Here is a 13617-nt window from a genome sequence, read left to right as displayed (position 1 = left end):
AAAAATGAAAATTAAAATAACAATACTATGTTCTGCAATGACTGTACTTGCCATACTTATGACAACGAATACATTTGCCCAAAATAACAAAGCAACGTTGTTGGTAAACAAGTGGTATATCCACGCATATAACATCAAAAACCAAGGCTATCCCCCCTCAACAAAAGAAAGGCATGACTTTATTCACTTTAAAGCAGACAAGACATTTATATCCAAAAGCGAAGGGATGATGGAAGAAGGAACGTATGTGGTAAACAAAGCCAGTGGATATATAAAGCTTACTGATAACAACGGAGAATCTATAAAAGCATTTATTGTTTTAATAGATAATGACACACTAATCCTTCAATACTACAGTAAGGAATTAAGAGACCTGGAGGTAGTGTATAAAAACAGCATATAAACAAAGCTCATGAAAAATCGATGTTTGGTATTAGTGCTGCTCTATTGTGGGATAGCCTCTTTTTCGCAGGAAACCGTCAAAGACGAAATAGGTAATAATGTTTGGTATGATACCTTTGGGTTTAAGAAACTATACAGCAATAATTATAGGGGTTGGAAAGTAAGCTATGTAGGATTTACCGATAGCGATGATGATTTTATTATTCCTGTCGAAATATCCTTTGGACAAAACAAAGCTAAACCTGATATATTAGCTCGTAAAGGGTATACAACTGCAGATATATATAATATCTCACCTGGGTTCAACGGGTTTTTAAAGATATATCCGGGTGTGTATCTTGAATTAGGTTTGAATATACCCATAGGTATTGAAGCCCTTGTAAATCTAGAAGATCAAAAATCATATCGTTTTCTAGTGGGGCTTAGTGCTAATCAAGGGATTAAAATCATCCCTTGGAAAAACTATGGTATGGTAATGGGAATAAGTATGTTTCAAACGCTACAAACCTCTAAGGTATATTCCACGAATATTGGATTTGCGATTGAGTTAGGTATAAGCTTTGGAAAATCAGGTTAAATGATGGTATACTATCTGTGTTTTATTAAACTTTTAATTTACTATCTCGCACGGAAAACATTTCCACGCTATCTGGTTTCGGTTTATTACTTAGCTAAATGTAAATGTTTTGCTTTTATCTTTTCTCTATTAAATGCCAAATTTTATATGTAGCGGACTTTGTTATAATTCACAGACCTTTCGGTTTAGCACAAACGTCCCTATATTTTTATACCTTGTTAGCTGCTTTTGTTTAGTATGTCTATCAAAATTCCAACAAGAAAAATTAGAATAGAGCCCGTAGTTGTCCCAAAGATGTATGCAAGTAAACCTTTGAAATAACTCCAAAAACTTTTTTTATTGAAGAAGTTTCCAATTGCCCAAGCTGAATATAATAAAGCAACTAAATATGCAAGACTGTTAACGTCAAAACCTGTTCCGATTTCTATTATTCCAAAAATTGTAAAAATTAAATTTCCTACACCAATTGTAAAAAATACCAAAATGAATATTTCGTAAATATTGAATTTGGATTTTAGATAAAACAACCTAATCCAAAAACCTATAAAGAAACCTAAAATAATGTTAACAATACCAAAGTTTTTTCCAACCCATTCAAAGGCTTTTTGAACACCTACACTATCTATATTATCAGGTGCTGCTCCAGTCTGGAATCCAAAAAACTGTTGACTTATTACAAAGAAAAGTGAACTAAAAATCAAAAATATTATTGGTTTTACAAGTCTTTTTCTATCATACATTAAAAATTCACGAACTGTTTTACCCGGTCGAATAAATAATTCTTTAATTGTATAAAATATACCCTTGTCAAAATTTAAAACACTACTAATTTCATTCCAAATGTATTTTCCATCAATTCTTTCTAAAGTACTGAGGTTCTTTATTTCTTGGGATTCATCATTTTCTATGGTTTCATTCATTCTGTTTATTTTTTAGTATAATGCGTTTTCGGCAATTGCAGCTAACGCCTCTTGTATGTTTTGTTTGCTTCCGGAAGGGAGCATATGTAATATGCAAACTGTTGTGTATTCGTTTTATTTTTTTGGTTCCATATAGTCTCCAAAATTATTTATATAATCGTCTAAATTTTCCTCTAGCATTTTTCGATATTCATCAACAAAATAATCTAGAGTTTCTTTTTTCGCCGATTTCATCTCTTCTCCGTTATTCCATCCACAGGCACTGATCCATGCATTAAACCTAGCCACACTATACATCATTGAAGCACTTACCTTTCCTCTGCTTTCAGTTTTTAATTGATCGTTAGATAAATTGATATGTTCATCTGCTCGCTCATAAAAGTTCTTGTCAACTTCGTCCATTCGAAAATTATTATTGCTTTATATAACCGTCTTTTTTCATCAATTCATATGCTTTATCCAAATCTTGTTTGGATTTTGGCTTATCTAAATAGTATGGTAATTCGGTTTTTTCGTCAGTTAATTTTATTATTTCCCCATCCCCGATTAAGTCTTCAATCATTAAGATCATATCTTTATCTAGAGTTGTAGGAACTTGTCCGCGACCATATTTATTAGCCATCCAAATAATATATTCTTCTATAGTTTTTTGTCCGTCAGCATCAAGATAAATCTGTTGAGGCCATTCATCCATGGTTATAACTCTTGGAGATTTGTTGTCAAATAGATGAATCATCTCTTCATTTAGCCAGTCCCATTGCAATGTTCGAATAAAATATTTGTGTTTTTTCTCATAACCATTCAAAAATTCAAAATTTGGTAATTCTTTAGGTTTTTTTTTAAAATTCCGAACATTATTAGAGTTTTAATGATGTACAATGTTTAATATATGTGTCTTATCAGAGTAAAACGTTACCTTGCCATCGACTTTTTCTTCGCAAATTTTATAAATTTCTCTTCATAAAATTTTTGCGACATAGTAAATATACAAGAACCTTTGGGTTATCACGTAACTGCCTTAACATAGGATATCGTGTTGTGCTTTAGCAATATTTTAGTTTAATATTTTATGCATAGTATTAGAGGGAGTATCACAGTCTTTATCAGTTAACCATAGACCGAAAACTTGATTTAGCACTTCTTTGATTATACGCCGAATTCTTATTTTAGGCTCTTTAGTTTTCTTGAAATTGATTTCAGTATTAATATGAAATAAGATATCTACAGTTTCAGTATGATACTCATCAAGGTCGGATATTTGATTCGTCCCTTTCTCCTAAAGGATTCCACTCATTCAATACTTCCTTTATTTTTTCTATATGCTCTTCGTTCATTTTTATCCATTTGAGACAAATTGAGCACGGGCTTTTCCGTCAATTTTTATACCCTTTGCCATACAATATTTTTTTAATTCGTTCAAATCTACAGTAAAATCGTTGACAATAAAACCTTGAGAGACTAGTTCTTTTTTAGTTTTTAAATAGGCTTTATTCCATTCTTTCCAAGTATTATGCATACTTTCCCTATCATCAATTAATTCTAAAAACTGCTTCCAATCTTTTTTCCTATAGTACGCTAAGTTTACTATTCCAGACATGTCATTTTTAGTTTTGATCACAGATAACGTTTAGTATAACCGTCAGTTACGAGTTAATATGCGTTAATTTTCGATTTAGCGCAGGCTTTAGCAATTCCGCGTGGATTCGGATGTAGTCGAATCCGCCGTAATTGCGTTTATACATTGTTGTGTGTAGCTATTTATCAATTATTATTTTATCAAATTTTTCGTAACTAAATTCCTTTGGTTTTAGTTCTAGCAAATAGTCAAACACTTCATTCATTGAGCTTACAAAAGAATAACGTTTTCTTATTTTTTCATCCTCAATTTTTTTAAAGTCATTTTTGAAATCCTCTATTTCATTTTCACTCAAGATTGCGTAGCCAAGATGTTTAGATTTATATTCGTATAAATAATACGGATGGTCTATTTTATTCAATTCTCCGGTTAAACATTCCCAAATTGTTATATTCTCTAGAGTGTATATTAGTCCATCTTTTTTAAACCCAATTCTTTCAAGTAATTCTTGGGAAATCCAAGTGTTCCTATATCCGTATGTTTTTAATTGAAAATCATAAATATTTATTTCTTTATTTATGATTAGTGAATGAACTAAATATCCATCTTTGGTTCTTTCCAGTATTCGTACAGGAAAATAATTATTCCGCAAAGGATTGTATAATTCAATATATTGATTCGTTTCAAATATATTCATCGGTTTGTTTTAGTTACACACAACAATAGAATAAAGAACATATGTCCATTACATTCCTTGTGTTTTTAGTTATTAATTATTTATACTTTTAATGTTCTTAACTAATGTAACAGCTCCACAAAGTCTCCAGACTTTGAGGTAATTCTTCCTTTAACAATGCGTCTACTTATACATCAAAATTTTGGGATGACGTTCTAATACGTGCATAACCAAATAACATAGTGGGGTAAATTTTACTATATAAATATATAGTAAAAAAGTGTACCACAAAATAAGTTATGGGGAAATATCAACTTTTTTAGCAACAAAGTTGGGTATACGCATACTTTTTATTTCAACTCAATGCGGGTGCTTTGAATTCCTGCTCTACAGCCGGAATGACAAAATGGAGTATAAAATGATCCGCTATCGGTAAATCTTTTGCCAGTATATTTATAAAACACCCATCCCTATATCCATCACTCCGACTCGCCTACAACTAACGTTGTATCATCCTCAAGGGAAAGGAATCAAAAAGTCTCCTTTCGGAAGGGAAATTTAGAGGGATGTTATAACATAATCTTATATAATCCGTCAACATCATAACTGATAAAAATCATTGTAACACCCTGAATAAAAGCATAGATTTATTGTCGATATGATGAAATAATATCTCATGAAAAGAAGAATACTTATAGCGACCGACTTTTCCGAAAACGCACAAAATGCTATTGATTATGCTATCCAACTATATAAGCAAAACGCCTGTGAATTTTATATCCTAAACACCTATAAGATTGATGCTTTCACCATGGAACTTGCTGTAGCAAGGGACATAGAAGAGGCTAAACAAAAATCCATTACAGGATTAACAAATATTCTGGACAGGCTATCGATTGTTAACAATTCTAAGAATCATCACTATCATATGGTTTCAGAATGTGGTTCTATAATAGAAACGATGAAAGAGGTCATTGAGAAGCAAGATATCGATATTGTTATTATGGGAACCAAAGGAGATACAGATTCCAGAACAAAAATATATGGAAGCCAGACCGTACTAGCCATGGAACAAATTAGAAACTGTCCGGTGTTAGCTATTCCGGCAAAGGCAACCTATACAAAAATAAAGGAAATCGTTTTTCCAACGGGCTATAAAACCCCTCATAAGAAAAGAGAATTTCAATATTTGATCGATATCGCAAAAAATACAGGTGCAGCGATACGTATTTTACATATTCTGGAAAAGAATACACAACTTGACAAAAACCAACGTCATAACCAAACACTGTTAAAAGAATATTTTGAAGAATTAGAATACTCTTTTCATACAGTACAAGATACGAATGTGCAATCAGCGCTGGATACTTTTATTGAGGATCGAAATATTGACCTGGTGGCCTTTATGAATAAAAAGCATAATTTCTTTAGTTGGATGTTGTCTAAACCCATGGTAAAACATCTAACATACCATTCCACTATTCCGGTACTGGCATTACACGATGTAAAAAACTAATAAACGATACAGCTACTTATAGCTGCAGCAGTATACATATGCATTATCTCAACGAAACTCACATCCTGCTTTTTCTTTTGCAAATCCTTATCCTTCTTGGTTGTGCAAGAACGCTTAGTGTACTCTTTGAAGCTGTTAAAATTCCTGCCATAGTTGGAGAAATACTAGCCGGTATCCTATTAGGCCCTACACTTCTAGGCCGAGTTTCTCCTTCTTTACAGCTCTGGCTTTTTCCTGTAGACCAGATACAATCAACCATGCTAGAAACAGTCTCTTGGCTTGGTGTGTTCTTTCTATTACTTTCTTCAGGTTTTCATGTGGATATTAGAACGGCAATTCGTAGCGGTCGTGCTGCTATGCTAATTGGCATTGTAGGTGTTCTGTTTCCTATATTGATTGGTTATCCTGTGTTTAGTACTTTTGATCCGATCTATTGGGGAGACAAAGCAAACGCACTCTCATTTGCGCTGTTTTTGTCAGTAGCCTGTTCTATTACTGCCATATCTGTAGTGGCCCGTACCCTTGATGATCTTGAAATCAGTAAAACTCCAAAAGGATCCCTTGCCCTTTCATCCTGTGCTATCAATGATATTTTTGGATGGTTTTTATTCACTTTGGTTATTTCATTGGTGACACCACATACGTTGAGCACCGTGGAATTAATAGGATCCATTATAGGTATCATAGGGTTTGTGGTCTTAAGCTCTACTTTTGGGGCTAAATTGTTAAGCACTGCGTTAAAACGTGTAGAAGCAACTTCATTAACCCAGCCGGCTGCAGCACAAACCTTAATTATAAGTTTGGGGTTGCTCTGTGGAGCGATCACACAATGGTTGGGCATTCACGCAATATTGGGATTCTTTCTTGCCGGTACAATCGCCGGAAGTGCAAAAGGGGTATCAGATGATCTTCGTAATAGTGTTTCTGATACTTTACACGCTATTTTTGTACCGCTATTCTTTGCTACCCTTGGTCTCAAAATCGATTTTTTAGCAGGTATGGTACTATGGCCTACAGTTATCTTTTGCACAGTGGCAATTTTGGGTAAATTTGTAGGTGCCTGGTTAGGAGCTAGACTTGGTAAGCAGTCTCAACAAACCTCAATTTTAATGGGCGTTACTTTCATTCCCGGAGGTGCAATGGAAATTGTAGTAGCTACACTCGCACTAGAATTACAGCTAATTGGACAAGCCATATTTGTAGCTATTGTATTTGCAGCGCTGGCATCTTCAATTCTGGCTGGCCCGCTAATCGGTATCCAAAAACGCCGCATGAGACTTGTTCATAGAAATGACAATTAATTGGGATTCACTTCAAGAACACTTACTAAATTGTAATTCGCTTTGGATTCCGCATCAAGCCTGCCTGTCAGCAGACAGCAGCGGAATGACAAAATAGTGTGGTAAAACGATCCCTTACTTACATAAATACATGGTAGAACAACTCACCCACTCATCTCACACATACTCCCAAACTCCTACTACCCCACTTTCCTCAATATCGCCAACGGTGGGCTCTGTAGTACACTTTTAATGTTACTTAATCCAATGGCTAATACCACCAACACAATCCCCGGTAAAAATAACAGGAATGGGACACCAGAAGGTATAAAGGGTTCTTCAAATAACAATGTGGCTAATAATTGACTGCTAACCAGGGACAATATAATTCCTGCCAGACTACCCAGGATTCCTAAAAACAAATATTCTAAGGCTGTGATCCGAAGGATCTGTTTGCTTTTGGCACCCAGTGTACGTAATAACACACTCTCTTTGATACGTTGGTATTTACTGGTACGCACCGAGCCTATCAATACGATAAGACCGGTAAGTATGCTAAAAAACGCCATAAAATTAATCACCCAGGAGATCTTTGTTAAAACATCCTCAATCACTGTATAGATCTGCCGTAGGTCAAAGACCGTAACATTTGGGAATTTACTTACCAAATCCCGTTGCAAAGCGGCCGACTTTTCATTATCGGGCACATAAGTGGTAAGAATATTAAATTGTGGTGCTTTCTCTAATACGCCTTTAGGAAAAACAACCATAAAATTCAGCTGTAGCTGTGCCCAGTCTACTTTTCGGATGCTTCCCACCGTGGTTTCCATCAATACGCCTTGTATATTAAAGACAATTTCGTCTCCTACCGCCAGGTTAGCGTCTTCCGCAAGACCTTCTGAAATGGAGATGGTAACAGGATCACCCGGTTTAATTTCCTCCACCCAATTTCCTTCAATCACAGTTTCCGAAGCAATTAGCGAATCCCTAAAGGTGGTTCTAAATTCATGATTCAGCACCCAATCATTAATCGTAGAGCTGGTATCTTTTCTAATCTCGTTGGTCAGTTTTCCTTTGATGTTATGCATACGCATGGTCACAATCGATAGGTTATCGATCACTTCCAGGCCTGCAGGAGTTATAGTAGATATTACATCTTCCCGCTGTGCTGGTTGCACATCTACCAAGATAATATTGGCCTGCCCCGAACGGTTGTCCAGCGCTGTTTTTGCCAACAGGATGTCTTTGGTAAAATATAAGGTGCTAATCAAAAAGGTACCCAGTCCAATCGCCAGAATAAGCACCATTGTCTGATTGTTGGGTCGAAAGAGATTTAATAAACTTGTTCTGGCCGTAAATCCCCAGGCCGTTGGAAAATAACTCTTGATCGCCTTGATAAATAAGGCAGAGATCCCTGCCAGGATTCCAAAAGTGATAAAAATACCCAATACAAAAGCCAGTGCAAAGAGTACATCACCAAAGATCCACATAGAGAACAACAGCACAAAAACAAAGATCGCCCCAAAAGTGAATATCCGCGCCTTTCTGGATCGTATCGGCGTCTCTTCAGACACTCGTAAAACTTCTAATGGTGAGACATACCAGGTACCCAACAAAGGTAACAACGCAAATAGCACCGACATAAAAACACCAAGCAATATCCCCATAATAATAGGTTGTGGTGCGGTCGAAATCTCAATATCAAAGGGTAAGAATTCTTGTAACACAGCAGGGAGTACATATTGTAGTCCGATTCCCAAAACCGTCCCCACAATACCTCCTATAAGCCCCATCGCAGCAATTTGTATCAGGTAGATCAAAAAGGTTTGCTTCCTACTCGCGCCTAAACATTTTAACACGGCTACATCGGTTAGCTTTTCTTTGATATAAATATGAACTGAACTCGCAATACCGATACATCCTAATAACAAGGCTATAAATGCGGCTAGATTCAGGAACTTGCCAAGATTTCCATAACTACGCCCTATTTGCCTACTGGTACTGGTATGCGTGTCAAGGTCTGCATTTTCGGCATCCAGGACAGGGTCTATGGCTTTCTCCAGCTGATCGAGATCCATATCCGGAGCTACAAAAAAGTATTGATATTCTTTTCTACTGCCCATTTGTAACAGTTCGGTCTGCGCTACATATCGATATGGAATCAACACCGTAGGAGCCACAGATGATGAGAAGCCCGAACTACCCGGCATAGAATTAATAGCACCGATAATCGGCAAGGTAATAATGCCCAGTTTGATCGAATCCCCTGGTTTGATATTATATTGCAGCATTAGCGTAGCATCTACCAAAGCGCCTCCTTTTTGTTGATACTCAGCCGCAGCTGTTGAGGGTTCTGTAGCTAAAGTTCCGTAGAACGGAAAACCTCCTTCCATACCACGAACCTGTACCAATTTGGCAGCTCCGTTTTTTGGAAACGCTGCCATAGATGGAAAATTAACTTCATAAGCATCCGGACCTAAGGAGTCGATGATCGCCTGTACTTTTTCATTAGGCAATTGCCTGCTATCAATAAGATAATCGGCACCCAATAACGATTTAGATTGCCGCTGGATATTCTCCTTCAGATTTTCGCTGAATAATTGTATCGAAACCACCGCTGCAATACCCAGAATGATCGACGCCATAAATAGCAATAACCTGGAGATACTAGCTCTTCCATCGCGCCATGCCATCTTGAACAACCAAGAGATGCCGGCTTTTGAATATGTCTGCTTTTTACTCACAGCGATACGGTTTTCTCATTGGATATAATCTTTCCGCCTTTTAATCGAAGGATCTGTTGCGTTCTGTTAGCCAGGTCCAGATCGTGAGAGATGATCACCAGGGTGGTTCCGGCTTCTTTATTCAGTTCAAACAATAATTGTATCACCTTTTCGCCGGTCTCTTCATCTAAATTTCCGGTTGGTTCATCAGCAAACAATATAGAAGGTGAAGTTGAAAAAGCTCTCGCCAAAGCCACTCGTTGTTGTTCTCCGCCTGATAATTGAGAGGGATAGTGATGAAACCGATCGCCCAGCCCTACTTTTGTCAGAAGTTCCATACCCCGCTTCGCAGCATGTTTAACACCTTGTAACTCTAAAGGTACAATCACATTTTCCAGCGCAGTTAAGGAAGGTAATAACTGAAAATCCTGAAATATAAAACCAACTTCCTTATTTCTTAATTGTGCACGTTCATCCTCATCCAGCTCTTGTAGATTCCTGCCGCATAACTCCACTGTACCGGAATCGGGTTGGTCTAATCCTGCACAAAGGCCTAACAAGGTAGTTTTACCACTCCCGGAAGGGCCTACAATAGAAAAGATAGCTCCTTCTTCAACGTCAAACGATATATGGTGTAAGACCGTTAGTTTTTTAGAACCACTGCTATAGGTCTTCTCTAGCTCATGGATCTTTAATATCTTTGACATGTAGACTTCAATTAATTTAATAGGAAATGATAAACAGGAAAAATAAGCAAATGATTTTAGATTTATTCACCGGCTGTAGAACGATTTCCTTAAAGTTTTGTTATTTTTTATTGCTGAGTACGCTGCTCTCCTGCGGAAAAGACACTTCTAAAAAAGACGCTGTTAAAATTGAAGAATCTGCTAAAAGTGAGATTACCCAAACCAATACAGCTGATACGAAAACCATTCTGTGTTTTGGAGATAGTTTGACAGCCGGCTTTGGATTGGATGATATTAATGAGGCGTATCCTGCTATTTTACAGGCTAAGATTGATTCTTTGGACTTAGCATACACTGTAGTCAACTCGGGAGTGAGTGGAGAAACTACTTCTGGCGGAAGAAGCCGTATTGAATGGGTTCTTAATCAGAAAGTGGATATCTTTCTCTTAGAATTAGGAGCAAATGATGGATTGCGTGGGGTTCCCTTAACGGAAACGAGAACAAACCTACAAGCAATTATTGATGCAGTACGAAAGAAAAACCCGAACACCAAAATTATATTAGCCGGTATGCAATTACCTCCTAATATGGGACCTGAATATACGACAGAGTTCAGAACGATCTTTCCTGATCTGGCCAAGGAGAACGAACTAGCACTAATTCCTTTTCTATTAAAGGATGTTGGTGGTATTGAGGAGCTAAATCATGCCGATGGCATTCACCCGACTACTGAAGGACATAAGATCCTAGCGAACAATGTGTGGGAGGTTTTGGAAAAGGAACTACAATAAAAATTGTGTCCAAGGTCGTGTTAACAGCCTGTTTTGTCTAAATATCGACAAAGCTTTGTTTAAAATATAATTAGGCTACCATGCAAATTATAAAAGATGCTTCAATTATAAAACTGAAGCACCTTATACTTTTGTAATTAATAATTACTTATCGAATTATTGAACAATTAGTTTTTTCGTGATTTCTTCACTTCCTTCAGATTGGATTTTTATAACATAAATCCCTGAACTAAGCCCTAGACTTCTGGCAGATAAATTATTGACACCTTTATCTAATCTGGTCTCATACTTTTTCTGCCCTAACAGCGTATAAATGCTTACCATAGTTTCTTCGGTACTTTCATAGTTTACGTGAAGAGAGAATTGATCTCTTGTCGGGTTCGGAGTCATTGTAATCGCTCCTAAACCTTCATCCTCATTACCAAGTATTACTTGCTTAACGTCCAATTCAGCAATCACTCGTTCGACAGATATACCATTACAAGATCCTTCATATATTTTTACATTAGAAAAAATAGAATTGTTTCCTGACCCAACATCATTATCATTTATAAATACCAATCTATCCATAGATCCGGTATAGAAATTTCCAACAGGAATGACATAGGTAGTAGTACCGGATGAATAATTATCAAAATTAGTTACCCCATAATTTTGGGTACCATGCACTTTGAAATAACGTGAAGATGTTAGTGAATTGTTGTTCTCAAAACCTACTGCATGAATCTCTCCTTCTGATGTACTGCTAAAATCAAACTCAATTACTGTATTGGGAGTTACTGTATAATTGATAGGGATATATTTCCAAGTATTATTTGATAGCAATAAAGCATCTCCACCATTTTCTATAGAGAAATCCCCTGCTCTATCTTGATTAGAAAAAGAAGTAATTGCAAAATCATTAAAATCAATACTATCACATGTTGGTCCTGGGTCTACAGTACCATTCTGGATGGCGATAGCATCAATCGCAATATCACTTTGCCATCCGCTACTACCGGAACCAGTAACGACATTAAATCGCAACTGAACACTTGCTTGGCCAGCATATGCAGCCAAATCTATACTTGCAGCATTCCAACTATTACCTTGATTTCCATTTCTATTGAATACATTGATCCAGTCTCCTGTATTATCTGTTCTAGCTTCAACAACCAAACTATTAATTGCACTACCAAACATATGATACTGGAAATTTAGCCTTGGTGAAGGTATAGTACTAAAGTCTAAGCATGGGGAATTCAATATTGCTCTTTTATTAGGAAAACCTGTTCCATTACCAGATGCTTCTACATAAAGATAAAAACTGCCATCTGCTCCATTAGATGGTCCTGTATTATTAGAAGGTGTACCTCCTGAATCTCTGGTCCAGTTTAGATCATCGTTACTGGATTGGGACCACTGCCCTAAACTACTCTCAAAACTTTCGTTATAAGGAAAAGAAGAAATATCTCCGGAACATGTATCAACCGGAGGAGGAGGTGGTGAGGTTCCATCTATTTCTCCATCAATATCAAATCGAGAAAAGAAGTTCCAAATTTCTTGAGAAGTATTTATATTACCCCCGTTCCAGCTATGTCCTTTTCCTTGAACTCTTATAAATTCTGCAGTTACACCATTATCTCCATTATCCCATATAGAACGTGTAGATCCACCACCTAACTGAATTACATCTGGTGTAGAATCTCCGTTGTTTACTGCTGCCCAATATTCCATAACATCTTGTATAGGTTCGTTAGTTCCGTTACCATTAATAGAAATAACATTATCATTAGAACCTGTTATTTGTAATACAGCGGTCGGATGCTGTGGTTGACATTGATTGTTATCGATCCATACTCTTGTCATACTTCCGGCAACAGAGGCTACAGCAGCAATTCTTGGGCTTAATTCACAAGCTAACCTATAGCTAAAAAAGCCACCATTAGAAAATCCGGTTGCGTAAATTCGCTTTTCATTAATATTATAATCCTGCTGAATTTTATCGATCAAAGCATCGGAGAACCCAAGATCATCTTCGTTACCTCCAAAATTATTATTTATTGCCCATCCGGGAAGAAAACCTAAACCTTGTGGTGTAACAAATATAAATTGATTGTCTTCTGCTAATTGCTGAAAATTACTTTGATTATACTGTATATCAATATTGTTTGTAAAACCATGATAGTTTAAAATTAACGGAGCCGGTTTATTAGCATCGTAACTTGCGGGAACGTACAGACGGTACTGTCTTGTTCTTCCATCGTTTTGTATTGTAGCATTAATTACCTGTTGCGCATATGAAGCAAAAGTACTCAGAAACGTAATGGTAAATAGCCACAAAAATTTTTGTGTAAAGCTTAGTTGAGTTTTCATTTTTAGTTTTTAAGATTAATTCATTTGTGTTAAACAGTTTAAAAAATATTATGCGTGAATAATATTTTTATTAAACCGCAAATATATCCAATCGATTATCTAAATATCAATTTTT

13 protein-coding genes are annotated in these 13617 nt (G+C 36.3%); 5 read left to right on the top strand and 8 right to left on the bottom strand.

From position 1 onward, the window contains the following. Window positions 1-4: 4 nt before the first annotated feature. Both J8M14_RS04580 and J8M14_RS04575 read left to right on the top strand, forming a co-directional pair. Window positions 5-403, top strand: coding sequence for a lipocalin family protein (locus J8M14_RS04580; RefSeq protein ID WP_211073400.1), 399 nt, complete (start codon window positions 5-7; stop codon window positions 401-403). A gap of 9 nt (window positions 404-412) precedes the next feature. Further along, window positions 413-979 carry a hypothetical protein gene (locus tag J8M14_RS04575; protein ID WP_211073399.1) on the top strand — a complete coding sequence of 189 codons (567 nt, stop codon included), beginning with the start codon at window positions 413-415 and terminating at the stop codon, window positions 977-979. A 218-nt stretch (window positions 980-1197) separates the two neighbouring features. Here J8M14_RS04575 and J8M14_RS04570 read toward each other — a convergent pair whose 3' ends face one another. From J8M14_RS04570 to J8M14_RS04550, 5 genes are all read right to left on the bottom strand, one after another. Beyond that, window positions 1198-1899, bottom strand: coding sequence for a DUF3667 domain-containing protein (locus J8M14_RS04570; protein ID WP_211073398.1), 702 nt, complete (start codon window positions 1897-1899; stop codon window positions 1198-1200). 114 nt (window positions 1900-2013) lie between these two features. Continuing rightward, on the bottom strand, window positions 2014-2301 hold the full coding sequence (locus J8M14_RS04565; RefSeq protein ID WP_211073397.1) for a DUF3144 domain-containing protein: 288 nt from the start codon (window positions 2299-2301) through the stop codon (window positions 2014-2016). Window positions 2302-2311: 10 nt separating this feature from the next. Then, a complete protein-coding gene (locus tag J8M14_RS04560) occupies window positions 2312-2704 on the bottom strand; it encodes a hypothetical protein (RefSeq protein ID WP_211073396.1) in 393 nt (130 codons plus the stop codon). A 531-nt stretch (window positions 2705-3235) separates the two neighbouring features. Next, window positions 3236-3496: a hypothetical protein gene (locus tag J8M14_RS04555; RefSeq protein WP_211073395.1), complete on the bottom strand. Its 261-nt coding sequence runs from the start codon at window positions 3494-3496 to the stop codon at window positions 3236-3238. Window positions 3497-3653: 157 nt separating this feature from the next. Beyond that, window positions 3654-4172: a hypothetical protein gene (locus J8M14_RS04550; RefSeq protein WP_211073394.1), complete on the bottom strand. Its 519-nt coding sequence runs from the start codon at window positions 4170-4172 to the stop codon at window positions 3654-3656. Window positions 4173-4827: 655 nt separating this feature from the next. Here J8M14_RS04550 and J8M14_RS04545 point away from each other — a divergent pair. Together J8M14_RS04545 and J8M14_RS04540 are read left to right on the top strand one after the other, a co-directional pair. After that, window positions 4828-5667, top strand: a complete 840-nt coding sequence (locus tag J8M14_RS04545; RefSeq protein WP_211073393.1) for a universal stress protein — start codon at window positions 4828-4830, stop codon at window positions 5665-5667. Between the two features lie 77 nt (window positions 5668-5744). After that, complete coding sequence (locus J8M14_RS04540; protein WP_211073392.1) at window positions 5745-6968, top strand: cation:proton antiporter; 1224 nt, start codon at window positions 5745-5747, stop codon at window positions 6966-6968. A gap of 179 nt (window positions 6969-7147) precedes the next feature. On the opposite strand, the gene J8M14_RS04535 is transcribed toward J8M14_RS04540, so the two are convergent. Together J8M14_RS04535 and J8M14_RS04530 are read right to left on the bottom strand one after the other, a co-directional pair. Next, window positions 7148-9640 (bottom strand): FtsX-like permease family protein, encoded by a 2493-nt coding sequence (locus tag J8M14_RS04535; protein WP_211073717.1) that lies wholly within the window; start codon window positions 9638-9640, stop codon window positions 7148-7150. Between the two features lie 47 nt (window positions 9641-9687). Further along, a complete protein-coding gene (locus J8M14_RS04530; protein ID WP_211073391.1) occupies window positions 9688-10377 on the bottom strand; it encodes an ABC transporter ATP-binding protein in 690 nt (229 codons plus the stop codon). A 50-nt stretch (window positions 10378-10427) separates the two neighbouring features. Here J8M14_RS04530 and J8M14_RS04525 point away from each other — a divergent pair, with 50 nt between their 5' ends. Beyond that, the gene (locus tag J8M14_RS04525) at window positions 10428-11147 is read left to right on the top strand and encodes an arylesterase (protein ID WP_247672546.1); all 720 of its coding nucleotides are present in this window, start codon (window positions 10428-10430) and stop codon (window positions 11145-11147) included. 156 nt (window positions 11148-11303) lie between these two features. Here the strand turns inward: J8M14_RS04525 and J8M14_RS04520 are convergent, their stop codons facing one another. Beyond that, window positions 11304-13502, bottom strand: coding sequence for a T9SS type A sorting domain-containing protein (locus J8M14_RS04520; RefSeq protein WP_211073389.1), 2199 nt, complete (start codon window positions 13500-13502; stop codon window positions 11304-11306). Window positions 13503-13617 lie beyond the last annotated feature (115 nt).

Source organism: Aquimarina sp. MMG016, from assembly GCF_018100805.1.
Classification (GTDB): domain Bacteria; phylum Bacteroidota; class Bacteroidia; order Flavobacteriales; family Flavobacteriaceae; genus Aquimarina.
The sequence above is the reverse complement of the archived record's forward strand: the minus strand, read 5'-3'. Positions and strand labels throughout refer to the sequence as shown.